Origin of the sequence: Pseudonocardia sp. Ae331_Ps2, assembly GCF_001932405.1 — a bacterium.
In the GTDB taxonomy this organism is placed as follows: domain Bacteria; phylum Actinomycetota; class Actinomycetes; order Mycobacteriales; family Pseudonocardiaceae; genus Pseudonocardia.
This window is the reverse complement of the sequence record NZ_MCIM01000002.1, coordinates 134,146-160,896: the sequence shown is the minus strand read 5'-3', so window position 1 is coordinate 160,896 and position 26,751 is coordinate 134,146. Positions and strand designations below refer to the sequence as shown.

The window sequence follows — 26,751 nt, the reverse complement described above, 5'->3', positions numbered from 1 at the left end:
GTCGCGCTGCTGGGAGAGTTCCTCGACACCCTGGATCCTGAGCCGACCCGCACGAGTAGCCCGGCCACGCGAACCACGGATGAGCACCCCAGTGCTGGTCAGAGCACCGACCCGCGGGGTGAAGGCCCGGGTGGCCAGCAGAGCGAGAGCCTGGCCGCCGGGGTGAAGAAGTTGACCGAGCAGGCCGCGCAGGCGGCAGCAGCGGATCCGGACGCGGCCGCATTGTTGGAGACCATCACCGACCCGGGTTTGAACCTCGACGACCTCGACACCACCAGCAGCAGGAGCGGTAGTGCTGGTGAGGTGATCTCTCGAACCAGCGGCAGCGCCGCCCCCGCCCCGGAGGTGTCGTCCGGCCCCGCCGTTCAGGAGCCCGCCGCGGCCGGGTCACCGTCGTCGGCCCAGGTCGCGGAGAAGAGCGCGGCCGCGGTCCCGGAGCGGGTGTGGGATGAGTTGGCCGGGTGTGAGTCGGGTGGGGACTGGGCGACCCCTACCGGGAACGGGTTCGCCGGTGGGCTGCAGTTCACGCCCTCGACCTGGAGAGCTTTCGGGGGTCAGGGCTCGGCCCACGAGGCGTCCCGGGCTGAGCAGATCGCGGTGGCGCAGCGGGTGCAGGACACCCAAGGGTGGGGCGCGTGGCCGGCATGTAGTGAGCGGCTCGGCCTCACCGACTAGACCGGAATCCGGTGGTGTCGGCTCGGGTGCTGGGACGTTGGCTCCGGACCTGTGGTGTGGGAGGGATTGACGCAGGGAGACCGTTGCGTCACCTACACCATGCCGCCGTTCCCACACGAGACGAGGAGGGTCGGTGGTGGCCAGGCCCGGAGACAACCCACCCGGGCCGACCGGCCGAGGGGCTCTTCAAACCTCGGCGGGTCAGCCCGAGCACCACGAACCGTAGCCGGTCGGCGCGGCCTGTGTCACTACCTCGCCAGCGTGGGCAACCACGACCAGCCCTGCGTTCGAGACCGGGGAGTCCACGTTGAAGACCATGACAACGGAGCTTGCGGCCGCGGCCGCGGTGGTGAGTGTGGTCATCGTGCTGTTCGTGATCGCCCTCGGCGGCGCAATCACCGCCGGCGGCCGCCCGTCCTCGCTGGGCGTTCCCGGGGTGGTGTGTGCCCCCGCCGGGGTGGATCCGGCCGATCTGGTCGACGGTTTCGGCACCGCTCAGGTGTCCAACGCCGTCCACATCGTCGCCACCGGCGCCGAACTGGGTGTCCCCGTCCGTGGCCAGGTGATCGCGGTCGCGACCGCGATGCAGGAATCGACCCTGCTCAACTACGCCAACCACACTGTCAACGAATCCTTGACGCACCCGCACGAGGCCGTCGGGGACGATCATGACTCGGTCGGGTTGTTCCAGCAGCGGGCCGCCGGCTGGGGCTCAGTCGCCACCCGCATGGACCCCAGGGGGTCGGCGCGGTTGTTCTACGAACGCCTGTTGCAGATTCCCGGGTGGGAGACGATGCCGTTGACCCGGGCCGCGCAGGCAGTGCAGATCAGCGCGTTCCCCGACGCCTACGCCAAGTGGGAACAACCCGCTGCGCTGCTGGTCGGCGCCCTGGACAACATCACCTGCACCCGCCCCGACGGTCCCCCCGGGTCGGTCCCGGTGGTGCCCGGCGGGGTGGACCCGCACATCCAGAAGGTCCTCGACCGTGCCCTCGCTCAGCAGGGCGTGCCGTATGTGTGGGCCGGCGGTGACGCCCACGGCCCCACCATGGGCGGGTTCGATTGCTCAGGGCTCATGACCTACGCCTTCGCCGGAATCGGGATCGGAGTGCCGCACCAGACCCAGGCGATCTGGGCGGCCTTCCAGCCACCCATCACCGACCCCGCCCAGGTCCAACCCGGGGACATGCTCCTGTTCTCCGGCAGCGGGCGCCCCGGCGGGATCCACCACGTCGGCCTCTACCTCGGCGCCGGCCGCATGCTCCATGCGCCGCAGACCGGAGACGTCGTCAAAACCGAGACCGACATCTGGAACCACACCTACTACGCCCGCGAGTTCATCGGCGCCGTACGCGCCACCCACCGACCAGCCGCATAGACGTCTGCGACACCAGATCGCAGGCGAGTGCTTGGGCCGGGCCGGTTATCCCTCAGCCGCAGCGGCTGGAGAGGCGGCGAGGTCGATGGCCTCGAATTCCAGCAGGTCAGCACCGGTCCCGACCTGAGGGCTAGACGAGTCGCAGTGCGCGGCCTCCCTGCCGTCAGTGCGCCACGCCTGAAAGGCGGCATCGGACTCCCAGCGCGTGTAAACGAAGTAACGGGTGTCGCCCGCGACCGGCCGCAGCAACTCGTATCCCAGGAAGCCGTCGACGTCACCCATGCAGCCTTGGGCGAAGCGGGCAGCGAACCGTGCCTCCAACTCCGGGCCCTGCCCAGCAGGCACAGTGATCGCGTTGATCTTCACGACGGTCATGCGCAAGATCTTACACGCGGGCCCGTGCACGTGCTCGCGCGATGCTGCGATGATGTCTGCTGTGATCTCGCCACCGCCAGCTGCCAGCCTTGACCTGCTCGCATCCGTAGAAGAACTCCGCGCTTGGTCGCGGACGACGCTCGCCGGCCACGTCATCGCGGTAGCGGCCGGGAAAGGCGGAGTCGGGAAAAGTACTCTAGCCGCAGAGCTGGCCTACTGCCTTGATGCGGTACTCGTCGATGCTGACTGGGACGACGGCTGCGTATCCAGGGCCCTCGGCTGGCGTCGCGAAACCCGTGCCAGATCTCCACTGCTCGACGCGCTTGACAGCGGTCGCGCCCCCCGTCTTATTCGCGGTGGTACCACCAAGCCAGACCTGGTCCCGGCCGGTCCAGATTTGGAAGCTCATCAACCACGACCGGAGAAATTTGCTGACCATCTCACGCGATGGGCCAGGGAATGGAAACGGCCAGTCGTGATCGACACCCACCCCGGCTCAGGGGCCGCAACTTACGGCGCGATGGCCGCAGCTCACGTGGTGCCCTGCCCCACGGAACTGGGAGAAAAGGATCTCAATGCGCTCGCTGGATGGTGCGAGAAACTGCAAGGATATCCCCTGTACATCGTCCCATCGCAGGTGCCGAAGAGTCCGGCCGATTCCCACCTGGACTGGCTCGATAAAATCGCGATCACCTACGACCTCAAGGTGAGTTCCGAGATTCCCCGTGCCGACTGGCTACCTCAACGAAAAGCTCGCACCGCCTTGTGCGCGGCAAAATCTCTATCGAAACGAAACACCCCGATGATCAGTGCCTACATCACGACAGCAAGAGAGGTGGCCGAACGTGCTCGCAATGCCTCCTAGTGACAACCTAGATTCCCATGTCGCCAACGAAAAACATACTAGTAATTCGTCGTCACCGACGGCGAAGCTCCGCGAGAGGAAAGCCAGCCGCCAGCCGCGGCGCCCCCCCGCGCCCCGTCATCCGAAGAAATTCGCGCACGAGCCCGCGTCCGCGCACGAGCCCGCGTCCGCGCACGAGCCCGCGTCCGCGCACGAGCCCGCGTCCGCGCACGAGCCCGCGTCCGCGCACGAGCCCGCGTCCGCGCACGAGCCCGCGTCCGCGCACGAGCCCGCNNNNGCGCACGAGCCCGCGTCCGCGCACGAGCCCGCGTCCGCGCACGAGCCCGCGTCCGCGCACGAGCCCGCGTCCGCGCACGAGCCCGCGTCCGCGCACGAGCCCGCGTCCGCGCACGAGCCCGCGTCCGCGCACGAGCCCGCTGGATCTTCAAGAGCACGAGCTATCCGGGAATGCCTCGAGAACCGGCCTCAGGCAGCTTCTGGCGACACGGCAGAGGGGGCCCAGAGGGATGAGCCTGTCCCATCGGTAGCTGTCCACGAGGGGCGCGCTGAGCGTAAAAATGTTGCCGATGCCGCCCTGTCCTGGGCTGCAGCGGTGCGCAAGCTGGAGGCGCGGAGTTCGACCCTCATCCGAGCGGTGGAGGCGGCCCGGATGGCTGGCGTCCCCTTCGAGGAGTTATCTGCCGTACTTTCTGATGCTGAGCGTCGCGCGCTCGGGCGACCTCTCCCCATTGAGGTGCGGCATGTCGCAGACGGCCATCTTGGCCCCCGCTAAGCAGCAAGATCAAGATCTACCGTCGACTGAGCCCACCCTCTGGCTGGATCCAGATGCCGTTTTTGGTGGTGGTCAGGCCGAGCGTGGCGGGGTCGAGGCAGACGGTGGCGTCGTCGCGTTCGGCGCGGTGGATGTCCCACAGGGTGGCGTCGTCGAAGACGTGCCCGCAGCCGCCGGTGCGTTGGCAGCAGTGTGCGCGGTCGGGTCCGACCCAGGTGTGTCCGCAGCAGGTCATCCGGACAAGCGCAGCACTCACAGGGTGCTCAACGTTCCTTTCGTGACCACGTGTGGCGAAGATCGTCTGGCTGTGGTGCTGTAGGTGCCAGCTCAGTGGAGGTGTTCGTGGACGCGCCAGAGCCGGTCGGCGCCGTTGTCGTGGCCGTTGCGGGTCAGGGTGAGTGTTGCCGCGACGGGTTCGGGTGGTGTCCTCGGACTGCGGGGCGCGGCGCAGCGGGTGTGGACGGTACCCGATACCTGAACCGAGACCCGGTCACTACTACGCGGCGCCTCGGGCGGGATCACCGCGGCCAGGCCGGTGACGGTGACGCTGCAGCGGTCGGCGACTAGTTGCGGCCAGCCGCCCCCGGTCCGGGCCCCGTGCTCGACGAGCCGGGCGTTGGCTCGGGCTGCCGGCCCGGTCAGCAGCGGCGCGACCCGCTCAGTCCAGGCCAACGGGCCCGGGTCAGCGTGGGAGACGCTGCGGGTGGCGATCAGCCAACGTTGCGCAGTGACCAGTGGATCTGCCGAGGCCACCCCCACACCGTCCGGGGTCACGACGTCCGCGACGACCGCAGACGCAGCCTTAGGTGCAGGTCCGACCTCCGACCACAGCGACACCGACAGCAGCACCGCCCCACCCAGAGTGACGACCCCGGCGATGACCACACCGAGGATCACTCCGATCCTACCGCGGTGGTCGCGGCGCAGATCCGGTTCAAGGAACGACCGCCCCACCTGCCCCGGTCCTCCCGATCTAGCCTCTGTGTCTGTATTGCCCGGTCTTGCGTTCAAGAATATCGCCGTCGGCGGTGTCGGCGTTACCGAGTCCGGCAACAACCACCAGGTCGTGGCCGAGACAGCGGTTCCGGCATCGGATCGCCGCGTCGCTGTAGTCGCGGCGACCCTCCCATCCGATCATGTATGGTTCCACCGATTGATATTTCGTTCAGTACAGCGGTATCTACCGATGGCGTGTTGTTGGATGAAGCTGGGGTGGGGTGGTGGGTGTGCGGGAGCGTCCGTGTGTGGCTGGGGTCGCCGGCGGGGTCGGCACCTCGTTGCTTGCCTCGGCGTTGGGCGGTGTGGATCGCGGTGTTTACCGGGCGCAAACCGAGGTGGCGGTGCTGGTGTGCCGGTCGACGGTGTCCTCGGCAGGGTGTGCAGCACACGCGTTGCAGCACACCCCGGCCCCACCAGTCCTGGCCGTGGTCTCCGATGCTCCTGGGATGACATGGGGGCCGAATACGCGGAATCGGCTACGCAGTATCGAGCCATACACCGCCGGGATCGTGCCCATTCCTCTCGTGGCCGCCTGGCGGGACACGCTGCGGCCGGGCCTGCGCGCCACCCAGCTCCTGGCCCGCGATCCCGCCGAGTTGTCGAAACCTGAACGCGCGCTGGTCCGCGCGCTGGGACAGGTGATCGACGCTGTCCTCGACCTCCCCACCCGGGATCTCTCCGCCCGGGACACAGCTGCTGGCGAGGGCGCCACCGTCGACGGCTGTCCGGTCCCCGCTGCGGCGGATGTGAGTGCGGGTGCGGCCCGGGTGGGTCTGGCGTGACCGCGCTGCTCTGCGACCCGGCGGGGCCGGGTCTGTTCCCGCTCTGCTGTTCGTGTTCGAGGAGTCTGCATGTCTCTGGTGATGTCCGCTGCGGTGTCGGCGTCCGACACGACTGCTGCACTGGACCCAGCGCTGTTGCCGGGACAGGTGGTGCCGCCGGATCCCCCGGCGCAGCGCCCGCCGGGCAAGCTCGGGGATTTCGTCGACCAGATCATCGGCTGGATCAAGTGGGGCCTGATCGCCGCCGGCGTGGTCGGGCTGTTGGTGTGCGCGGGGATGATCGTCGTCGGGCGCAAACGCAATCATGCGATGGCCATCGACGGCCTGACCGGCACCCTGTGGGTCGTCGGGGGCCTCGCTTTGGCCGCGGGGGCGTCGGGGATCGTCGCGGTGTTCCTCTAGGGCTGAGGTTCGATGAGGAGTTGGGCGCGGATGAACCCGGAGATGTCTTTCTCGTCCGGGTCGGGTGGGTCGAGGTAGCAGACCTGCAGGTCCCGCCCGACGAACAGGATCATCCGCCGGATGATCTCATCATCGAGTTCGGTCAACCCGTTCGCGGACAAGCCGGCGTTGAGCCACAACCAGGCCGATTGCATCGCCGACACCGCTTGCTGGACCCCGTCAGCGACCGCGGTCCCGCCGGGCAGCTTCCCTGTGGCGATCAGGGTCACGGTGAGTACGACCCCGTCGGTGGGGTCGGGCAGCGGCGCGACCGTCGCATCGACGATGCGGTCTTCCCGGATCTGCTCGACCAGGAACTCCGAGAGGACGTAATTGACCTCGACCGGGTTCTTCCATCCCAGCGAGGGAAACAGCTGCCCGACCGTAACGAGAAGAGCGCCACTACCGCCATCACCCTCGCTCACGACAGGCCATCCTTCCCGACCTCCCCGACCGGGCCCAGTCCGGTATCCCGCACGTCCACGTCCACGTCCACGTCCACGTCCACGACGGCGCCGGCGGAGGTGGTGTGAGGTGGAGTTCTGGACCGACCCCGGTGGGGCGTTGGCCGAGTCGGCGGCGGAGATCCTCGCCGTGCTGTTGACGTGGTGGCTCGCCGAGGAGACGGTGTTCGACGGCTTGCACGCGCATGCGGAGCGGTTCGCGGTGCTGACCGGCCCGGTCGTGGCCGCGATCGTCACGATCTGTCTGTTGTGTCAGGTCGGGAAGATGATCCTGACCCGCCGCGGGGAACCACTCGTCGACGCCGCAGCCGGCCTCATCCGGTTCGTAGCCGCCACCACGGTCGGGGTCCTGCTCGCCGTCACCACGCTCGCCGCCGCCGACGCGGCGACCATGCACTTCCTCGGCGCGGCGCTACCGGGGTTCGTCGACCGCCTCACCGAGGTCCTCCAGCTCAGCCAGATGGGGGTGGGCTCGCAGATCCTGCTCGGAGCCGTCGTCTTGGTCCTGGGCGCGTTGCAGTGGCTGGCGATGTTCGTCCGCCAGGCGGGGATCTTCGTGCTGATCGCAGTCCTCCCGATCGCCGCCGCCGGATCGCTGTCCGGGGCCACCCGCCGCTGGCTGCCCACCGTGATCGCCTGGCTGGCGGCGTTGATCTTCTACAAACCTGTCGCCGGGCTGATCTACGCCATCGGCATGACCCTCATCGCCACCCCCATACCCCCGGCTACCTCGGCCGAGGCCGGCCCGGAGTGGGTGGCGATCCTGGTCGGGATCGTCATCCTCGGGCTCGCCGTGATCGCGCTCCCGGCGATGATGCGGTTCTTCTCGTTCACCGGAACCACGATCACCAGCAGCTCCGCCGGTGGCATGATGGCCGGGGCGGCGACCGGGGCGGTCTCCCTGGCCGGGATGCGCAGCGGCCGATCCATGGAACTCACCGGCCCCGACAGCCTCCCCGCCTGGACCACCCCCACCCCCTCCTCTTCGTCGCCGACAGGTTCTCCCAGCGCCACCAGCACCGGCGCGGGCAACGGCATCGGGAACAGTCCGGGAGCAGGGAGTCCCGCAGCGGCGGAGTCCTCGGGCGCGGCTCCCGGTACTGCGCCCGGGCTGCAGAACACCCCGGCCCCCGCAGCAGCATCCGGACCTGCGCCGGGGGCAGCGACCGGGACCACCACCAGCATGGCGGGTGCCGGGGCTGGTGCTGCGGTGTCGGGGGTCGGCGCCGCCGCGGCCGGCGGAGCGGCGGCGGCGCAGGCCGCGCAGTCGGCTGCCGAGGCCACCGCCGAGCAGATGACCAGCACCACCAGCGAGACACCCGCTTCCCGAGCAAGCGGAAGCGGGCCGCCGGCGGGTGCGGCCCAGACGCCACCCGGCGCAGGAGACACAGGAGCAGACCGGTGATCACCAGTGAGTAGCAACCCCGCCGGAGCCACCCGTCGGACCTATGGGAACTGGCGCCGGGCCCGCGGGTTCGGCATCGGCACCCTGTCACCGACCGAGACGAAAGTCGTGTTCACCGCCCTGGTCGCCCCCGCTCTGGTCGCAATCGGCTCCGGCCGCGCCGCCCTGGCCTTGGCTGCAGTGGGCGCGGCGGCGGTCGCGGTGACGGTGGTCAAGGTCGACGGACAGTCGATCACCGGCCTCGTACTGCGGCGACTGCGGTTCCACCGCGCCCAGAAGGCGGGCTGGACCGAGCTCTCCGGTGGGCTGCTCACCGACCACCCCCGCCGCCACGACCTCCCCGGTCCCCTCGCCCCAGTGGTGCCGCTGTCCACCGACGACGGCCGCGGCGCCCGCCAAGGCCTGCTGTGGGACCGCCGCACCGGGTGTGTGACGGCGGTGCTGCGGGTATCCCCCGTCGGGCTGGATTTGATCGACCGCACCCAGGCTGACACCTGGGTCGCGCAGTGGGGTGCTTTCCTCGCAGACCTCGGCTACCAGCCGATGATCCGGCATGTCACCGTCACCGTGGACACCTCACCCACCGGCGGGACCACCCTGCGCGACGACGTCACCACCCGCCTGCACCCGGCCGCACCGGCGGCGGCGCGGTCGGTCATGGCCGCCCTCGCCGCCGCCGCACCGTCCTCCGCCGCGGAGGTCAACACCTACGTCGCGCTCTGCTTCGACCCTGCCCGGGCGACTCCACGGCCCCCGGACCTTCCCGCGGCCGTCGCCGAGGTCACCCGCTGGTTGCCCGGCATGGAACGAGCGCTGTCCGCGACCGGGGTCGCGGTTCTGGGACGCGCCACCACACCCTGGCTGACCGATCACCTACGCGCCGCCTACGACCCCGCCGCCCGAGCTGATCTCGCCGCCGCTGCTGCTGACGCTGCTGGCGGTAGCGGTGAGCGGCCGGACCCACCACCGCAGCACTGGGCGGCAGAGTGGGCTGAGGCGGCCCCAATCCGTGCCCGGGAGTCGTGGGATCACTGGCGGCACGACTCGGGGATGTCGGTGTCCTGGGCGATGATCGACGCACCGCGACAAGCTGTCATGGACCGCATCCTGGGCCCGCTACTGGCCCCCGGCCCCTTCGCCCGCCGCGCCACCCTGCTCTACACCCCGTTCAACGCCGCCGCCGCGGCCACCGAAGTCGAACGGGAGATCACCCACACCCACATCCGCCGCTCCTGGGCCCGAAAGACGAAACGCGACGAGACCCAACGCGACCGCGACGACCTCGCCCGCGCGATCCAGACCGCCCGCGAAGAAGCCGAAGGCGCCGGCCTGGGCCGCTTCACCCTGTATGTGACCACCACCGTCACCGACCCCGACCTGCTCCCCGCCGCAGTCGCCGACTGCGAACAACGCGCCGGACACAGCAAACTCCGGCTGCGCCGGCTCAACGGCGCCCACACCGCCGGGTTCGCCGCCGCCCTCGGCATCGGCGTCAATCCCGACGAACTCCACCACCGCCACTAGCCGCCGCGCACCCTCGGAGAGCAGACGTTCATGGCCACGACCGATCTCGATCCCGGCCACCCGGGTGAGCCGATGCACCCGGCCGCGCCCGACCTGGTCTCCGCGCAGCAGACCCGAGGACAGAACCTGCCGCCAGCGTGGGGATGGCCGGCTCGCGGCGGCGGCCGCGCGACGAACGTCGAACCCGGGATCATGTGGCAAGCAACGACCTCTCAGATCTGCGGTCTGTTTCCTTTCGCGGTGGCCGGCGGTGCCGCACCCCGCGGCGTCCCGGTCGGGCGCCACCTGCACACCGGTGAACCCGTGGGCCTCGACCCCGCCCACTGGCTGCGCACCGGCCTGGTGTCCAACACCGGCATGTGGATCCAAGGACAACCCGGTATCGGGAAGTCGACGATCGTGAAACGCCTCCTCACCGGCCTGGTCGCCTTCGGCGCGACCGCCGTTGTCCCCGGCGATGTCAAAGGCGAATACACCAACCTCGTCACCCATCTCGGCGGCACCGTCTGGCGCCTCGGCCGCGGACTGCACTCGTTGAATCCCCTGGATGCGGGCCCGTTACGCGCCGCCCTACAGGCTGCGGTCGGGACCGAACGCACCCATCTGATCGAGACGATCCGCGCCCGACGCCTCTCGCTGCTGGAAGCGCTGGTGGTGATCGTGCGCCGCGCCCCGGTCACCGTCACCGAACGCCGGATGCTCGCCACCGCCCTCGACCACACCACCCCAGACAGCCCCGGAAACAGCCCCGGAAACAGCGCTGGGGACGGTGCCGAGCCGGTGATCGGTGACATCCTCGGAGTCCTGAGCGCCCCGCCGGCGGCGATGCTGGCCGTCACCGCCTCCGACACCGAGCCCCACTACCGCCGCGAGGCCCGCGAGCTGATCAACACCCTCACCCTGATCTGCTCCGGATCACTGCGCGGATTGTTCGACCGGCCGTCCACCGTCACCGCCGATCTCGACACCCCCGCGCTGTCCCTGGATATTTCGGCGTTGGATCACGACGACGATGACGTCGTCGCCGCCGCGATGCTCTCAGCGTGGGCATGGGCGGCGGGAGTCATCGACGCCAACACCGGGCTCGGCCGGACCCGGACGGTGTTCCGGGTCCAGGACGAACTCTGGCGAGCGTTGCGCGTCGCTCCCGGGCTGGTCGAGCTCTCCGACCGCGTCACCAGGTTGGGTCGGCATCGCGGGGAGATCTCCGCCCAGGTCACCCACTCCCTCGACGACCTCGACGCCCTGCCCACCCTCGAAGACCGCGCCAAGGCCCGCGGGATGGCCGGCCGCAACGCCATCACCGTCCTCGGCGGCATGACCGCCGCCGACCTCGACCGCCTCCACACCATCACCCCACTCAGCGACGCCGAACACGCGATGGTGCGCGGCTGGGCCGCCCCACCTACCTGGGTCCCCGGACAACTCCACCCCGGCCGCGGCAAATACCTGATCAAGTCCGGCGGCCGCACCGGCCTGCCCATCCACCTCACCCTCACACCCGACGAACTCGACCTCTACAACACCGACCACGCCTGGAACCGGCCACCGGCCAGGGAGACAACACGATGACGATCACCAGCACCCAGAGCGGGAAGACCCGCCCGTGGCACCCACAAGCACATCCGGACGAAAGTGATGAACCCCATCACAACCCCCCAGAGAGGGCAGTGAGCTGGCAGCATCACCACCGCGATACCGGACCCACGTCCGATGGCACTGGTGGTGCCGCCCCGGGCCAGAGACCCCCGACCGACCCGGGACAGCACCACCAGCCACGCCCCACCCCCGATGACACCACCCGGGCCCGGCGGTGACCGCCCCGTGACCACGCCGCCGCAGCACCAGCCAGGGATCCCATGGGCCCAACTCGCCGCCCCGCTCGCGCTGATCGGAGTCCTCGCCACCGGGACCGGGGCCATCACCCTCGTCTGGTCGGCCGCAGCCCTCGCCGGACCGGACACGGCACCGGGATGGGGCTCGGCCACGACGAAAGCCCTGATCACCGCCACCGGGACCGGAAACCTCGACCCACTCATCGGCCATGCCGGGTCACGACCGCTGTTCTGGACCGTCCTCGTCATCGCTGCGTTCGTCCTCGCCGCGGCAATCGTGGCCATCACCGTGGCATGGAGCGTGCGCGACACGACCCGCCCAGGACGACCCCCGAGGGCGCTCACCCGCAACGCGCTGCCCGGGATGCGCGGCCGCGCCGCCCACCACCGTGCCACCGAGCTGCGCCCGTCTCTGCTTCACCCACAGGCCACCGACCCGCACGACGCACAGCAACACCGGCCCCGGCAGATGGATGAGCGGGACCTCGGCATGCTCCTCGGCCGTATCCCGAACAGCATCCTGGACGGTGTCGTGGGTGGCGAGCGAGCACGGCGGGTCTACGCCTCCGAGGAAGACGTCATCCTGGTCATCGCCGGACCCCGCTCCAACAAGACATCCGCACTGGTCGTTCCCGCGATCCTGTCCGCGCCCGGGCCGGTGATCGCGACCAGCAACAAAAACGACATCTACACCCTCACCGCACGCCTGCGCGCCGCCATCGACGGGGCCCGGGTGTGGGTGGCCGATCCACAGCACCTCACCGGCATCGACCAGACCTGGTGGCTCGACCCGTTGGCCCCGGTCCACGACCTCGCGGACGCTTCCACCCTGCTCGCCCACTTCACCGGTCCCACCACCAGCAGCACCGGGAGCGGGGAGTTCTTCGCCCAATCCTCCCGGCGTCTGCTCGCCGCCCTGGTCCTCGCCGCCGCCTACTCGGCGAGAGCTGGGGACCGCATCCCCACCGACCGCGCACCGGCAGGGGCGCCGGTATCGATCCGCGACGTCCGCCGCTGGGCCGCCACCGAAGACCCCACCCCGGTCGCCATCCTGCGCACCCACGGGTTCAGCGAGGTCGCCGACGGACTGCAAGCCCAGTACGAGGCACCCGCCGAGACCCGCGGCGGGATCTTCGCCGGCGCCCTGACCACCCTCGGCGCCCTGGAGAACGAACACGTCACCCGCATCATCACCCCACCCCAGACCTGGCGCACCCCACCCGAGAATCCCGCCGCCGTGGCCGAGCTGGATCCGTGGACCTTCATCGTCGGCCACACCGACCCCGACACCGGCCAGGTCACACCGCCGCGGGACACCCTGTATCTACTCACCCAGGACGGCCCCGGCTCCGGAGCCCCGGTCATCGCCGCCGTCGTCGACCACCTCCTGCGCATCGCCGCCCACACCGCAGCCGCCCAAGGCGGACGCTGCGACCCGCCGCTGCGTGTCATCCTCGACGAGGCCGCGAACGTATGCCCGATCGCGAACCTGCCCGACCTCTACTCCTACTTCGGCTCCATGAGCATCCAGGTCGCCACGTTCCTGCAGTCCTTCCCCCAAGGCACCGACGTCTGGGGCGCGGCGGGGATGAACAAGCTCTGGGGCGCCGCCACCATCACCCTGGTCGGGGCCGGGGTCACCGACCTCGACCTCACCCGCCACCTCTCCGCGTTGCTCGGCGACCTCGAACTCCCGACGGTCTCCCGTACCCATTCCAGCGGCGGTACCTCCACCTCGTACTCCACCAGGGACAAAGCGGCGATGTCGGTCGCCGACATCGCCGCCCTCGACAAGCGCTACGCCATCTGCCTGGCCACCGGGGCACGCCCCACCGTCGTCGAACTCATGCCCTGGTACCGCGAACCAGATGGCACCGGACACACCCACACCGACATCACCACCGCCGCCACCCAGGTAGCTGCCGAGATCCGCCACACCGCGATCACCCACCTCGGCCCCGACAACCCCCTCGCCCACCGCCTCCGACCCCACACCCAACAACACCACGACCAAGACGCGGACGCGAAGTCACCGTGACCAGCAGCAACAGCACCAGCCACACCGGCACCGGAACCGGCGACACCGAAGACCGTCGCGCTGATCATGTGGTGTTGATCGAGACGCTCCGCGACGACCACACCCTGCTCGACCGCCGCGTCGCCGCCCTCACCGACGAACTCGACACCCTCGCCGGAACCTTCGACCGGCTGGAGGCAACCCTGCGCACCGCACGGGACAGCACCCAGGACACCGCCGCGGGCACAGACGGCGACAGGGACGGCGACGAGGACGGCTGTGACGACAGGGACCGCCGCGCCGCACCGGACATACTGGTCCTGCTCCCGTGGGTCCGGCGCACCATCGCCGAGCGGTGCGAGCGGAAACTGCCCCAGGGGCAGGGGCGGATCCGGTGGTGTCGCTCCTGGTGGCGCCACCGTGAAGCCGTCGCCCGCTTCGGTGCCCTGTACCGGGCCTGGGGCGAGGCCACCGACCCCGAGACCGGCACCGGCACCGCCCTGGTCGCCTACTTCGAGCACCTCGACCATGCCCTCGAGGTCCTGATGAGCGACCACGGGCCCTTCGCCGCCTGCCCAGGCGGACAGCACCGCCCACCCGGCCGGGGCGACCCCACCGTCGGCTACCTCCGCCAAGACCCCCACCCCGACGAACCCGAACCCGAACCCGGCGAGGCTATGGCCACCGACGACGCAGATGACAAGGGGCAGCAGCGATGACGGCAGCGCCGGACGCCCCGATCAGCGAAGTCCCAGCCCTCGGGCTCGGCCGCGAGCAGTCCCAAACCTGGGTACGGCTCGCGCTGACCATCGCAACCACCCTGCGCCACCACCGCCTCACCCACGGCCGAGCCGCGTTCAGCCACCAACACGCCGCGCTGCGCCGCGGCGCCCAGTACGCGAGCGATCTCGACCCGCGCGTCGCGGCGATGGCCGCCGCCGACGAGACCGCCTTCCGCCACGCCGCAGCAGCCGGCTCCGCCGCCACGGCCGGATTCGAGTTCCTGACCAGCCCGGACCCGCAGTTCGGATGGACCGTCCACACCACTATCGGCCCCATCCCCGCAACCGCGCCCTCCGGCGGCCCGGGCCGCTGGGGCCTGTGGGCCCACGGCCAGAGCGGGGATAACGGGGGGAAAGAGCTGTCGGTGTTCGTCGTCGTCCCCGACCGCGACCTCGCCGCCGCGTTGCGCGACGAGGTCGCGGTCGGCCAGCAACGCACCCTGCTCCAACTACGTGACCTCGGCGTCTACGGCTGCCTGCGCGCCGACCACGCCCGCACCCAGCTCCGCACCACCAACACCCAGTTCACCGAGCACGTCCGCCACGCCCTGCACACCGCCTGGCCCGACCACCCCGACCTCACCACCGCAGTCCTCCACAACGCAGACCCGGTCGGCCCGGACCCGGACAGCGCCGCCCCGAACCTCGACGCCCCGGACGGCGGCTCCCTCGAAGGCCTGCACCGCCGCCTCCGGGACTTCGACGAACGCGGCTACCGCCCTACCGACGTCCTGGCCGCGATCGACCCCGACACCCTCGACCGCGAGCGGCCCCGCGCCGCCCTGGCCGCCGCACTCGACACCCTGGCCGCCGACGGCATCACCGCACCTCAGCAGCAGCCACGCCCCCCGACCAGCGGCCACGACCGGGCCGCGCCGCCACAACACGGGACCGACCTGCACGCCGCAGCCCAGCTCCTACGCCGCCACCTCGACCCCGACACCACCACCGCGGTCACCGCGTGCCGGCACTGGCCCAGCCTCGCCCGCCGACTCCACACCTGGCACCACGACGACACCGCCACCAACTACCTGGCCGCTGAACTCGCCCGGGTACCCACCCAACGGGTCCGCGCCGCCCGCGCCCCGGCGATCTACCTGCGCTCGGTCCTCGACCGCAGCCTCACCTTCTGCAAACGACACGACACCGCGGCCGGAGACGCCGCTGACGCCAGGCAGAACACCGACGCACCGACCAGCACGATCCCGACGGCGACTACCGAGAGCACAGCCACCGAGAGCAGGATGGACGAAAGCACGGTGGACGAGCAGGTGCCGCCGACACCCTTCGACATCGGCCAGCTCGACCCGACCAACGCCCTCGACCGCGAAGCACTCCGCGCGTCCCGTGGCGCCGGCACCACAGCCGACGACGACTACATCGACACCATCCTCTCCTCCGACCACCCCACCGCGATCCAGCCTCCCGACCTCGCCGCCGATGAGCCCACTCAGGAACAGCACAGGGAACTCGATCCTGACCAGCAAGAACCGGAGAACGACTCTGCCCCGGCCGCGCACCCCGACGACAGGGCCCCAGCCTCCATCACCACACCCCTCGACCGCCCAGCAGAAACAGACACGCCGCCGCCCACGCCGCCATTCCCGGCCCGCGCCGGCCGAAAACAACAGAACGCCCACGCACCACGACTCCACCCCTGACTCGGCGAAAACGCGCATACATCCCATTTCGAACTAACCTCGCACCGAACCACAGGTTCCGTCATTACGCGTGCGGGACGAGCAGCTGACCTTGCCCGGATCGACGACTCCGTGCTGCACTACCGATCGTGCACCCAACGACGTACACACAACGAATCATCACCAGTCCCCTGGTGGCGATCCGGATCGGACGAGGAGCCACTCACCGCACGCCGCCCGCGAGATGAGCCCCCCGAAAATCACCACAGACCGTATTCGGTCGCTAACGACAGCCGCAGCGAACCTCCGACGCTGAACGGTGCCATAATTCTGGACTGATTCCCCTCCCCCCGGGCGGCACCGATACAACGAATACGCCCTCCCCCAACGAAAGAGTGGAAAGAAATCGATGGGTAGAGATGATTCACCCGGGTCTCACGATCCGGCAGGACCGGGCCTACCGGCGCCGAAGCCGGGGATCGTGTCGTTGCAGGCGTTGCGGTGGCACGAGATCGTGGCGGCGGCGGGCCGGTTCATCCGCGCCAACCCGGCAGCCGTGCTGGTCCCGACCCTGCTCTCAGCACTTGCCCTGTTCGGAGTCGGCGGGCTGGCCGGCTGGTGGATCCTCGACCTCGACACCATCGCCACAGCAGCGGACCCGGCCGCCGCTGAAGCAGCCGCAGCAGCACCGGTGGCGACCTCACCACGGGACCTGCTGTTCACCCTCGTGCTGACCGCGCTGTTGTTCGTGGTCGCCCCACCCGCGCACGCAGTCGTGCTGTCCACGCTGCGCCCCGCCGTCCTCGGCCGGGACCGGCTCACCCTGTCCCAGGCCTTCACCGCGGCCCGCCCCCACCTGCGGGCCCTCTACGGAGTGTGGGCAGTCGTGGCCGCCCTCAGCCTGATCCCGACCCTCATCGAGACCACCGCCGCGATCCCATCCTGGATATCCCCGGACATCCCCGACACTGTCGGGACCGACACCATCACCGCAGTGGTCGCGATCCTGACCGTGGCCTCCGCCCTCCTGCTGATCTATGTCTCCATCCTGATCGCCCTCGCCCCCGCCGCCGCAGTCATCGAAGGACTCACCGCCGGGGCAGCCCTACGACGGTCCTTGGAGCTGGTCCATCGGTCCTGGTGGCGTTGCTTCGCCGTCCTCGCCGCGATCAGCGTGATCATCCTGATCCCCACCACCCTGATCACCGTCCCCGCCATCATCATCGGGATCGGGATCGGGATGATCGCCCCACCCTGGATCGCGATCCTGACCGCCGCGACCCCGCTGGCCGGGGTGTTCGCCATCAGCTGCAGCTACAGCATCGGCGCTGCCGCCCTGCTCTACCACGACCAACGCATCCGACGCGAGAACTACGCCACCGACCTCATCCACGACGCCCGACAGAAACCGTGAACCCGCAACACCTGCGCCGACACCTGCACGAACACCTGCACGGACCTCTACCCGAGACCGGGCGTACCCGATGAGAACATCACAGCCCATGACTCCTACCGCCAGCACAACACCAGCAGCGGCACCCCCACCAGCGACAGCGCCGACACCCGAGCCGGCGGCGGGGCGGTCGGCGATCTTCCGGATCGGGATCGCGCTACTCGAGGTCGACCCCGAGGTCCACCGGACCGTCGAGGTCCCCGCCGAGGCCACCCTCGCCGACCTGCACCAGGTCATCCAGGAAGCAATGGGGTGGGAGAGCTCCCACCTGCACAGGTTCACCATCAACGACACCTGCTACGGCATCCCCGACCCGGACTGGGACCCCGCCTGGGACCTCGGCGACCGCACCCACGACGAGCAGGCCGTCACCCTCGCCCAGCTCTTCCAGGTCGGGCAGGAAGCCGACTACGTCTACGACTTCGGCGACAACTGGCACCACACCCTGAGCGTCACCGCGCTCACCACCGCCGAGCCCGCAGTGCGCTACCCACGCTGTATCGACGGCCGCGGCGCCTGCCCACCCGAAGACGTCGGCGGCACACCCGGCTACGCCGAATTCCTCGACGCACTCGCCGACCCCGACCACCCCGAACACGCCGACCGAGTCCAATGGTGGGGATCAGACCAGTACGACCCCAACCACTTCGACCTCGACGCCACCAACACCGCACTGCACCTGATGCTGTGACACCCGCAGGCCGAACCCGGAGACGCCGACCCGCCCCCTACCGCCTGAGCCCGGGGCTGCGACCAGGAGACTCGCCCCCACGCCCCCAAGACGCGGACCGCAACGGCGACACCGGCCCCACCGGACGAGACAAATCCTGACGATCCTGCACCAGCACCGAGGCCCGACCCACCGAAACAGCCGCCGAAGCCGGGACAGCAGCCAACACCGCGTAGCCCCGCCGCGCAGCCGCAGCCTGCGCCGGCCGCTGCTGGGCCTCCCGCAACGCCGCGACCTCCGCGACCACCGCCGCCACAGCCACGATCAACCGGCCCGCATCCGCCTCACCGGAGGCGCCCAGACCCCGGACCGCCGCCAACTCCCACGCCGCCGACCGCAACCCCACAGCGACCGGAGACCACCGCGACGGCAACACCCGCCCCGGGACCCGAGTTGCCCGATCGAACACATCCGTTGCCGCGGCCGCCACCCGCCCCCCAGGATCCTGGCCTGCGGTCACGACACCGACCGCAGCCAGCATGTCCCCCACCGCGTGCGCAACACCATCCCCGTCACCGTCAGAGAGTCCCCCCGACGACGACCGCGCAGCCGACAACGCCGCAGCCGCCTGCCCCATCGCCGACACCGCACCGGCCACCACCGCAGCGCAGCGCTCCGACGACACCCGCGCCCCCAACGAGCCTTCCACCACTGCCGCCGACTTCCCCGAACCCGACCCCGCTACAGCCGACGCCCACCGCGCTCTCAGATTCGGCAACGACAGATCCGCCGCCAACCGCCGACCCGAGAACCACACCGACCGCCCCTCCACGTTCTTGTCCCCCGGCACCGACACCGCATACCCCACCATCCCACTCGCCCGATCCCCCGCCGCCGCGTAACGAGGCCTCACCGACACCCCCAGCCCCGACAACACCGACACGAACCCCTCCGCATCCCGCGCCTGCACCGCCGCCGCCCGCACCTGACGCCGCAACCACACCCGCGACGGACCTTCCCACCCCAGACGGGTGGCCTTCTCCAACTCCGCCCGCGACGGCCCCGACACCGACGACCGATCCGCCGCCGCCGTCCGCGTCAACTCCAGACGCTCCTCCCACACCTGACATGTCTCACGCGCCCGACGCCGGTCAAACGACGGCGACACCCGCCGCCCCGACACCTGCCCCACCAACACCGCCGCCACATGCACATGATCACCAGCGTGGCGGATCGCGACCCACCGGCATCCGTCCAGATCGCCCCGCCGTGCGATCCCCGTCCGATCCATCAAATCCTCGACGACCTCAGACCACTGCTCATCACTGAGCTCCGAGTCCTCCGGAGCGCACCGCAACGAGCAATGCCACACCGGGCCCTGCTTCGGTCGCCTCTCTCCCCCCGCCTGCGGTCTCAACGACACCCCCGCCGCGACCGCAGGATCGCTCAACTCCGCCACCACACCGGAGACATCAAAGCTCCCATCCGCACGCAGTGACGGCTGGTGCACCTCCACACAGCCATCCCACGCCGCAACCACCCGCTGATCGACGTGCTCGTTCGCCCGCCCGGGGCCCATCAGGTAGTAGACGAGCCCACTCAGCCGCCACCCCCGACTGATCTTCGCGATCACCGCGCCCCTCCGGACCCCTCCGCGACCGAACCCGGAACCCACTGAGCACGAGACCGCGACCGCACCACCGCACGCTCCACCCCCACCTGCTCATCCACCACCGCGACCGACGCATCAATCCGCTCCACCGCCCTACCGACAAGGTCCAACACCCGCCCCGCCGACACCTCCACCACGCCATCGACGTTCGCCACACGAGCGATGTCATTGAGATTCCCCCCCACATTGCGCAGCACCCGACGGTCTTCCATCAACTCCGCCCGCAACCCCATCAACGCCTGCATCCGCGCACCCGACAACCCCGCCGACCGCACCGACACACCTGACCCAGCCCCGTCAACCCCCGCCGCATCAGCCTCCGCCGACCGCACACCCGCCACCCCCAACCACGCCCCCACAGCCATCCCCGACCGCACCGCCGCCGCCTCCACTACAACCCGCTCCTCCGACGACAACCACACCGTCAACGAATGCGGACGCCCCCCCACCGCACGCCCACGACGCATTCCCGCCATCCGCTCACGACCTCCTACCCACTCAAACCCAGCACACCCCCGGGCGAGAGCCCGAGGTGAGTGTCGCACGACCGACGACCCGACGCGTGTTTTCTACTAGAAAACACACAACTTGCTCCGCCGGAGGCGACACCCACCCCGCTCCGCCGCAGGCGTCGCGGTCACCTACCGTCGACCAGACCTACCCGTCAGTAACCGTGTTTAGGTGAAACCCATGCACACGACTTCCCGCACACGACGCGCCGGTGCCGCAGCACTCCTCGCCGCCGCCGCACTCACCACCACCGGCGCACTCGCCACCAGCACCACCGCCGCCGCGGCCCCCCAGCCCGCCGCCGCCCAGCAGCCCTACTACGAGGTCTGGGAACCCGGACAGCACCAGCCCCCGCACCCCACCGCAGGAGTCCACGTGCCCCGACCCGACACCACCACCACCGACACCGACGGCCCCCACGCCGTCGGCCCCCTCCCCGCCACACCCGCCGCACTCACCACACCGACCGGCCCGACTGCCCCGACCACGCCGACCACGCCGACCACGCTGCCGATGCCGACCGATGCCCCCTCCGCGCATCCCCTGCAGCAGGCCCTGATCGGCCACTGGACCCCCACCCACGACACCACCGCAGGACGAGCGTTCGTCGAGTTCACCCCCGACGGACACTGGACCGGCTCCGACGGCTGCAACCACCTGACCGGCACCTGGGGCGTCCACACCGACGGCACATTCACCGCCACCGTCAACCCGACCACCCTCATGACCTGCGAGAACATCCCCATCGCCGACTGGCTCACCCAGACCAGCCACGCCGACATCACCAACAACACCCTCGTCCTGCGCGGCCCCGCCGGCGACGACACCACCACCACCCTGACCCGCCACCCCTGACACCCCGGCACCGCACCCACGACAACACCCTTCCCCCACGCAGTGCGATACGTCACACTGAAGGTGTTCGGGTCTGCAGCGGTCGCACCCACCCGGCGCGCCGGGGAGCGCACGCCACCCGCGACCGCCCACCAGGGCCGGGCCGCCCACCCCTCCGGCGACGGCCCGGCCCACCCCGACACTCAGGCCCCCGACCCCACAGGACGCCGCCGGACGCCGCCGGACCGTGGCGAACCAGGACAGATCAGGACACACCAGGAAGGACCACGGTGCGTGACACGACCGTGTCCCCTGTCCGACCAGACACCTCCTGTACGGGTGGTCGCGACGGCTGTCGCAGCAACAGTCCGTGCGCGCCGCGCGCGGGCCGGGTGACAGTGTTTGACCTGCAGTTACCCCACCTGAACCCTCTCGTTGCAGCCGGCACGGGCTCCCCTCGTATCCGACGTGCCAGCAACAACCAGGAGGACATACCCCATGTGGAAGAAGACCGGGATCGTCGTCGCCGCCTCGGCCGCATCACTGATGGCGCTCTCGCCGGTGGCCATGGCCCACGGCACCCACAGCGGTGACCACGGTGACGGGATCGACAAGAGCGCCGAGGGCCTGATCGCCGGCCTCAACGGCAACAACATCAACGTCCCGATCCAGGCCTGCAACAACAACATCCCGCTCAACCTCATCGGGCTGCAGGTCCCCATCGAGGACGCCGCCGCCGCGAACGGCCTCACCGGCGCACTCGGGATCCTCGGATCCGGCACCGCGAAGTCCGGACACTCGGTCACCGACCAGTCCGACAACTGCGCCCAGACCGGCGCCGCCGGAGACACCGTCAAGGGCCACAAGTAACAACCCCGACCCCACCGCACGCTGGGTAGAGCCTTTACCAACCCGGCGACCACGCGGTCTGCTCGCCTGACCACCAACAGCACACAGACCGCACACAGACAGAGCCCCGCCCCGAGGGACCACGGCACTGACGCACAGGGTGCCCACCCCCCGGAGCGGGGCTCTCCCACATCCCCTGAGGTCCCCCCGCTTTGCCGGAGTGTCTGAACACTGGCTCGATCTTGAGAACCAGGAAGGAAGACACTGAGTGTTTTCCAACCTGCCGTTCGTGCAGGTCACAGCGACGCTCCCGCGGTGTCCCCCCACCGGATGATCGCCCGCATGACCTGCGGTAAGAGCATCCACACGCGCACCTCCGCTGTTAGCGAGCGCCTGTCTCTTGGTGTCGTCAACCAGGACGAAAAACGCTCACTGGTGCCGGCTCCGACCCGAACCGGCGGCTCTACACCGGCCCCATAAAACTGGAAACGATCCAGAAAACCCCCAGGCCCCGGGGGGCCGGGCACAGCGGATCAGCCCGGACCGAGCCCACCACGACCGGGATCGGTCAACTCCGGATGCGCCCGCAGATACGCATCCCGCACCTGCCCCGACAACCGCCCCCGAGCACCCACCGCATACCCCTGAGCCTGCGCCCACGCCCGCACCACCCCCACCGACGGGGCAGACAAGTCGGCCACCGCGACCTCACCACCGGCACCCGCAGCAGAACCGCCGGGAACCTCGACTCCACCGGAGTCATCGGGGCAGACAGGGCCGGCGGAACCGGCAGGGTCGGCAGGGTCGGCGAGCGGCCACAACGCCAGAGGGACATCCCCGTCATGGGCGACACCACGCCGGGCCGGCCCCCGACGACTCCGAGAACCAGCAGCGCCCGACCCAACAGCACCGGCCGGCGCCGCGCCACCCGCGCCTGCCGGGCCACCCGCGCCGGCCGGGCCGGTCGGGCGGTCCGCGGGATCCCCGACGTCACCACGAGCAGCGCGGTCACCACAACCGGAGAGGTCACCACAACCGGCGCGGAAGCCGAGGGAACTGAGGGAAGCGAGCAGCGTGTCGGTGACCACCCGAGCGACATCAGTGTGAGCGTGATGATCCAGAAACGCCGCCACCACCCCCAGAGCCGACAGCGCATCCGCTTCCCGCTGCCCCCACACCGGATGCGGCTCCACCCCCCGCGCCGCCCGCCGAGCCGACCGCACCGCATCCCCGACCCGACGAACCCGCACGATCTCACCCACCGCAGCCCCAGCCGACGCAGCCCCAGCCGACGCGGCAGCAGCAGCGTCGGCGTCGTCGGCGTCGTCGGTGTCGGTGTCGGTGTCGTCGTCGTCGTCGGGGATAGTCATCCGCCCCTACTCACCGGCCGGGCACCGACCCGGCCGCCGCAGCGAGATAAGCCGCCCGGACCTGCGCTGGGATCCGGCCACGCTCCCCGACCACATAACCGTTCACGCGAGCCCACTCCCGCACCACCCGCGCATCCACCCCACCACCAGCCGGGCCAGTGGCAGCCGGACCACCAGCAGGCTGAGGTGAGGCATGATCCGGGCCGGCACCACCCGCAACGCCGCCACGCCGCCCTGACTCGGGGACGAGAGCAGAGGCAGGCCGACCTGGGGCGGGCCGAGCAGAGGCAGGGGGAGCAGAGGCAGCGGCACCCGCCGATACCGCAGGCGGGGCCGCTGCAGGCGGGGCCGCCGCAGCGGCGACAGCGGCAGCGTCCATGATCGGGCGCAAGATCTTCGCCACCGCATACGCAGCAACATCACACGCCTTCATCTTCGCCCCCTCCGTCGCCGTACACGTGACCACCTCACCCGCAGCATCCCCGACCAACAGCCGCGCCGACACCGTCGCCGCGAACCCCTGCGGATGCCCCGACTTCCCCACCCCCGCCGGGACCGCACCGATCTCCAGATCCGTGATCCGCTCCACCTGCCGCCAATGATGCAACAACGCCCGCGGAGACGTGTACTTCCCCAACACCGGATCCTGACCCGGCTTCACCCCACCCGGCACCCCCCCAGCCTTCCCATCAGCACCCTTTCCCCCGGCGCCCTTTCCCCCGCTGCCCTTCGGGCCGGTCGGCTTCCTCTGCCCCGGACCTGTCGAACCACCGCCCACACCGCTACCCTCACCCCGAGCAGACCCCGACCCGGACACCACACCAGCAGTAACACCAGCAGTGACGTCGGCAGAGTGTCCCGCGCCCGGGCCCACCTGCGACGCCGCCGCGGCCTGCACCGCGCCGGCGCCAGCACGTCCCGTCCCAGCCGCCGGGGGCGGGACGCTGCCCGGAGCCGCGAACACCGGCGTCACCGCCGCCCGCGACGCCGCAGACCCCACAGACTCCGCAGCAGATTCTGCAGAGTCAGGTACCACCGCGACCCCCGCGGCCTTCAACCACGTCCGCAACGCCGCCGGCGGCACCTGCAGAACATCCGCCGCCGCCTTCGCCGACATCCCCCGCCGGATCATCGTCTCCGCCCGCTCCAAAATCCGAGCACGATCCCGCTCCGCATCCGCCGGCGTCCCCAACCGCCCAGCATGCTCCTTCTCCCCGAGCTTCAGATCCTCCGCCGCGGACAACACACACGCCAACGAGCAGTACATCCCCAACCGCAGATGCCGCCCCCCACCACCCGGGGAACGCTCCAACAAATACCAACCGGTCGGGACGCTGATCCCCACCGCCGTCAACTTGCACGAACGACAAAAATACGACCGCTCCACACCACCAGCCGGCGACGGACCCCACGGCCCCCGCCCCGACCCAGACCCCGCCCACCGATCCGGCACACGCCGCGCCGACGACTGCCGCGACGGCTGCCGATCCGACGAACCCGACCCCGACGCCCTGGAACGCTCATACCCCACCGCAACCCCACCCATCAGAAATATCCACAGACCGAATTGCGCCCACGGTAACCGGACACGGCACAACACCGCCGGGACCCGGCCCCGACCATCCGCACCCCGGGCCACATCCCCGGCCGGTCCCAAACCGGTCCCGTTGCTGGCAGGGCCCCGGCAAAGTCGCGATCGGCAGCAGCGGACGGCGCAGACTGACCGCCGCGCCACACCTACCTGGGGCCAGCTATATCACCACTCTGCGCCGACGCGCCGCGGCTCGCTACAGGATCATCTAGTGCGTTGACCACGAACGTTCACCGGTTTGGCGACACGCCGGGTGATGTCCCGGTCGAGCGGGTCGGGAACTCCCACTCTCGGCGCTGAGGTTGCGTCGGCGGCGGGAGTGGGGGCTTCGGAATGGCTGGACCGGTCAGGGCACGACGGCTGACCGAGGAGGAGGGGCGGCGGCTGACCCTGATCGTGCGCCGCGGGCGGGGGAACCCGATCCGAGTCCGTCGGGCGTCGATCATCATGGCGTCGTCGTCGGGAACCCCGGTGCCGGCGATCGCCCGCCTGGTCGCCGCCGACGAGGACACCGTGCGCGATGTGATCCACGCGTTCAACGAGCGGGGGCTGGCCGCGCTGGACCCTCAGTGGGCGGGAGGTCGTCCCCGCCTGATCAGTGCCTGATCAGTGACGCCGACATCGCGTTCATCGTCACGACGGCCACCACCCGCCCGGACAAGCTGGACCTGCCGTTCACCCGGTGGAGCATCCGCAAACTCGCCGCTCACCTGGGGCCGCTGCCACGAGCACAGGATTGTGATCAGCCGTGAGCGGCTGCGGGTCATCCTGCGCGAGGCCGGGGTCTCGTTTCAACGGACGCGAACCTGGAAGGAGTCCACCGACCCGGACAAGGACGCCAAGCTCGACCGGATCGAGGAGGTGATCAGTCGATTCCCGGGCCGCTGCTTCGCCTTCGACCAGTTCGGGCCGCTGTCGATCCGCCCCTGCCACGGGGTTACCTGGGCACCGGAGACCAAACCGACCCGCCTGCCCGCGACCTACACCCGCACACACGGGATCCGCTACTTCCACGGCTGCTACAGCCTGGGCGACGACCAGCTCTGGGGCGTGACCCGACGCCGCAAAGGCGGCGACCACACCCTCGCCGCACTCCAGTCGATCCGCGCGGCCCGTCCCGACGGCGCACCGGTCTAGGTCATCCTGGACAACCTCTCGGCGAACAAGACACCGAAGATCCGGGCGTGGGCGGCCTGGCACAAGGTCGAGTTGTGCTTCACCCCGACCTCCGCCTCATGGGCGAACCCGATCGAGGCCCAGTTCGGGCCGCTGCGCACCTTCACGATGAGCGCGTCGAACCACCCGAACCACACCGTCCTGGCCCGGCGGCTGCAGGACTACCTGCGCTGGCGCAACGCCAACGCCCGCCACCCCGACGTCCTCGCCGCCCAACGACGAGAACGCGCCCGCGTCCGCAGCGAACGCCAGCAGCGCTGGGGCCGCCCCAGCACCGCTGCATGACCAAACCGGTGAACGTTCGTGGTCAACGCACTAGCGACTCTGTCGGGGACCTGCGTTTCCTTCGCCCGGTGCGGGTCAAGACCGCCGGTCTCGGCCGGGCCCCGCGGCGGGCGCCGGCAGCACTCTCGGGCGTCCAGCACGTGTCGTGCGACCCCGCGCCGTCCAGGCGGCAGCGATGATGCCCGCCCCGGCCGCGGTAGGTAGAGAAGTGGGTATAGAAAAGGAGCTGGTCCCGGCACCTGCAGAGCGATCATGAAGGGGGCTGCAGGTGCCGGGACCGCCATCACCACGGGGAAGGAAGCCCCGTGGGAGATCCAGGCGCGGCGGAGCCCGCCGCGCCGACCAGCCCTAGACCCAGGCTGTGAGGTCCATAAAGCCTGTGAGGCC

25 protein-coding genes are annotated in these 26,751 nt (G+C 70.2%); 19 read left to right on the top strand and 6 right to left on the bottom strand.

Annotated features, from left to right (window positions below; all coding sequences use genetic code 11):
* The first annotated feature begins 162 nt into the window (after positions 1-162).
* Together Ae331Ps2_RS34460 and Ae331Ps2_RS29225 are read left to right on the top strand one after the other, a co-directional pair.
* Positions 163-675 (top strand): transglycosylase family protein, encoded by a 513-nt coding sequence (locus Ae331Ps2_RS34460; protein ID WP_371335806.1) that lies wholly within the window; start codon positions 163-165, stop codon positions 673-675.
* Positions 676-991: 316 nt separating this feature from the next.
* Positions 992-2,053 carry a C40 family peptidase gene (locus Ae331Ps2_RS29225; protein ID WP_075302799.1) on the top strand — a complete coding sequence of 354 codons (1,062 nt, stop codon included), beginning with the start codon at positions 992-994 and terminating at the stop codon, positions 2,051-2,053.
* Positions 2,054-2,098: 45 nt separating this feature from the next.
* Here the strand turns inward: Ae331Ps2_RS29225 and Ae331Ps2_RS29220 are convergent, their stop codons facing one another.
* Complete coding sequence (locus Ae331Ps2_RS29220) at positions 2,099-2,428, bottom strand: antibiotic biosynthesis monooxygenase (protein ID WP_075302801.1); 330 nt, start codon at positions 2,426-2,428, stop codon at positions 2,099-2,101.
* Here Ae331Ps2_RS29220 and Ae331Ps2_RS29215 point away from each other — a divergent pair.
* On the top strand, positions 2,409-3,293 hold the full coding sequence (locus Ae331Ps2_RS29215) for a ParA family protein (RefSeq protein WP_170918207.1): 885 nt from the start codon (positions 2,409-2,411) through the stop codon (positions 3,291-3,293). The genes Ae331Ps2_RS29220 and Ae331Ps2_RS29215 overlap by 20 nt on opposite strands.
* A 740-nt stretch (positions 3,294-4,033) precedes the next feature.
* Positions 4,034-4,384: a hypothetical protein gene (locus tag Ae331Ps2_RS32350; protein ID WP_175581840.1), complete on the top strand. Its 351-nt coding sequence runs from the start codon at positions 4,034-4,036 to the stop codon at positions 4,382-4,384.
* An 8-nt stretch (positions 4,385-4,392) separates the two neighbouring features.
* On the opposite strand, the gene Ae331Ps2_RS29200 is transcribed toward Ae331Ps2_RS32350, so the two are convergent.
* Positions 4,393-4,962 (bottom strand): hypothetical protein, encoded by a 570-nt coding sequence (locus Ae331Ps2_RS29200; RefSeq protein WP_075550204.1) that lies wholly within the window; start codon positions 4,960-4,962, stop codon positions 4,393-4,395.
* Between the two features lie 611 nt (positions 4,963-5,573).
* Here Ae331Ps2_RS29200 and Ae331Ps2_RS29195 point away from each other — a divergent pair.
* Both Ae331Ps2_RS29195 and Ae331Ps2_RS29190 read left to right on the top strand, forming a co-directional pair.
* Complete coding sequence (locus Ae331Ps2_RS29195) at positions 5,574-5,846, top strand: hypothetical protein (protein WP_139319260.1); 273 nt, start codon at positions 5,574-5,576, stop codon at positions 5,844-5,846.
* A 69-nt stretch (positions 5,847-5,915) separates the two neighbouring features.
* Positions 5,916-6,248, top strand: coding sequence for a hypothetical protein (locus tag Ae331Ps2_RS29190; protein ID WP_083680579.1), 333 nt, complete (start codon positions 5,916-5,918; stop codon positions 6,246-6,248).
* On the opposite strand, the gene Ae331Ps2_RS29185 is transcribed toward Ae331Ps2_RS29190, so the two are convergent.
* Complete coding sequence (locus tag Ae331Ps2_RS29185) at positions 6,245-6,712, bottom strand: hypothetical protein (protein ID WP_075329855.1); 468 nt, start codon at positions 6,710-6,712, stop codon at positions 6,245-6,247. The genes Ae331Ps2_RS29190 and Ae331Ps2_RS29185 overlap by 4 nt on opposite strands.
* A gap of 109 nt (positions 6,713-6,821) precedes the next feature.
* Here Ae331Ps2_RS29185 and Ae331Ps2_RS29180 point away from each other — a divergent pair, with 109 nt between their 5' ends.
* From Ae331Ps2_RS29180 to Ae331Ps2_RS29145, 8 genes are all read left to right on the top strand, one after another.
* On the top strand, positions 6,822-8,156 hold the full coding sequence (locus Ae331Ps2_RS29180) for a hypothetical protein (RefSeq protein WP_075329854.1): 1,335 nt from the start codon (positions 6,822-6,824) through the stop codon (positions 8,154-8,156).
* Positions 8,157-8,162: 6 nt separating this feature from the next.
* A complete protein-coding gene (locus Ae331Ps2_RS29175; protein WP_075329853.1) occupies positions 8,163-9,680 on the top strand; it encodes an SCO6880 family protein in 1,518 nt (505 codons plus the stop codon).
* Between the two features lie 72 nt (positions 9,681-9,752).
* The gene (locus Ae331Ps2_RS29170) at positions 9,753-11,252 is read left to right on the top strand and encodes a hypothetical protein (protein ID WP_139319259.1); all 1,500 of its coding nucleotides are present in this window, start codon (positions 9,753-9,755) and stop codon (positions 11,250-11,252) included.
* A gap of 252 nt (positions 11,253-11,504) precedes the next feature.
* The gene (locus Ae331Ps2_RS34050; RefSeq protein ID WP_075329852.1) at positions 11,505-13,553 is read left to right on the top strand and encodes a type IV secretory system conjugative DNA transfer family protein; all 2,049 of its coding nucleotides are present in this window, start codon (positions 11,505-11,507) and stop codon (positions 13,551-13,553) included.
* 74 nt (positions 13,554-13,627) lie between these two features.
* A complete protein-coding gene (locus Ae331Ps2_RS29160; RefSeq protein ID WP_175582029.1) occupies positions 13,628-14,251 on the top strand; it encodes a DUF4913 domain-containing protein in 624 nt (207 codons plus the stop codon).
* Positions 14,248-15,975, top strand: coding sequence for a hypothetical protein (locus Ae331Ps2_RS29155; protein ID WP_075329850.1), 1,728 nt, complete (start codon positions 14,248-14,250; stop codon positions 15,973-15,975). The genes Ae331Ps2_RS29160 and Ae331Ps2_RS29155 overlap by 4 nt, the downstream gene beginning before the upstream one ends.
* 466 nt (positions 15,976-16,441) lie before the next feature.
* Positions 16,442-17,368, top strand: coding sequence for a hypothetical protein (locus Ae331Ps2_RS29150; RefSeq protein ID WP_139319256.1), 927 nt, complete (start codon positions 16,442-16,444; stop codon positions 17,366-17,368).
* Positions 17,369-17,456: 88 nt separating this feature from the next.
* A complete protein-coding gene (locus tag Ae331Ps2_RS29145) occupies positions 17,457-18,098 on the top strand; it encodes a plasmid pRiA4b ORF-3 family protein (RefSeq protein WP_075329848.1) in 642 nt (213 codons plus the stop codon).
* 37 nt (positions 18,099-18,135) lie between these two features.
* Here Ae331Ps2_RS29145 and Ae331Ps2_RS33905 read toward each other — a convergent pair whose 3' ends face one another.
* On the bottom strand, positions 18,136-19,710 hold the full coding sequence (locus tag Ae331Ps2_RS33905; protein ID WP_075329847.1) for a relaxase/mobilization nuclease domain-containing protein: 1,575 nt from the start codon (positions 19,708-19,710) through the stop codon (positions 18,136-18,138).
* Positions 19,707-19,994, bottom strand: coding sequence for a hypothetical protein (locus tag Ae331Ps2_RS29135; protein WP_139317239.1), 288 nt, complete (start codon positions 19,992-19,994; stop codon positions 19,707-19,709). Before Ae331Ps2_RS29135 ends, Ae331Ps2_RS33905 begins: the two co-directional genes overlap by 4 nt.
* 445 nt (positions 19,995-20,439) lie before the next feature.
* On the opposite strand from Ae331Ps2_RS29135, the gene Ae331Ps2_RS33900 reads away from it, so the two are divergent.
* Positions 20,440-21,114, top strand: coding sequence for an META domain-containing protein (locus Ae331Ps2_RS33900; protein WP_075329846.1), 675 nt, complete (start codon positions 20,440-20,442; stop codon positions 21,112-21,114).
* Between the two features lie 477 nt (positions 21,115-21,591).
* Positions 21,592-21,963: a hypothetical protein gene (locus Ae331Ps2_RS29125; RefSeq protein ID WP_075313331.1), complete on the top strand. Its 372-nt coding sequence runs from the start codon at positions 21,592-21,594 to the stop codon at positions 21,961-21,963.
* 1,359 nt (positions 21,964-23,322) lie between these two features.
* Here the strand turns inward: Ae331Ps2_RS29125 and Ae331Ps2_RS34455 are convergent.
* Positions 23,323-23,691, bottom strand: a complete 369-nt coding sequence (locus tag Ae331Ps2_RS34455; protein ID WP_371335821.1) for a histone-like nucleoid-structuring protein Lsr2 — start codon at positions 23,689-23,691, stop codon at positions 23,323-23,325.
* 1,545 nt (positions 23,692-25,236) lie between these two features.
* Between Ae331Ps2_RS34455 and Ae331Ps2_RS32860 the strand changes: the two genes are divergently transcribed.
* The 3 genes from Ae331Ps2_RS32860 to Ae331Ps2_RS32850 all read left to right on the top strand — a co-directional run bounded on the left by Ae331Ps2_RS32860 (position 25,237) and on the right by Ae331Ps2_RS32850 (position 26,364).
* A complete protein-coding gene (locus tag Ae331Ps2_RS32860; RefSeq protein WP_212611811.1) occupies positions 25,237-25,509 on the top strand; it encodes a helix-turn-helix domain-containing protein in 273 nt (90 codons plus the stop codon).
* 132 nt (positions 25,510-25,641) lie between these two features.
* Positions 25,642-26,040, top strand: coding sequence for a hypothetical protein (locus Ae331Ps2_RS32855; RefSeq protein WP_212611810.1), 399 nt, complete (start codon positions 25,642-25,644; stop codon positions 26,038-26,040).
* Between the two features lie 3 nt (positions 26,041-26,043).
* Complete coding sequence (locus Ae331Ps2_RS32850; RefSeq protein ID WP_337819634.1) at positions 26,044-26,364, top strand: hypothetical protein; 321 nt, start codon at positions 26,044-26,046, stop codon at positions 26,362-26,364.
* Positions 26,365-26,751 lie beyond the last annotated feature (387 nt).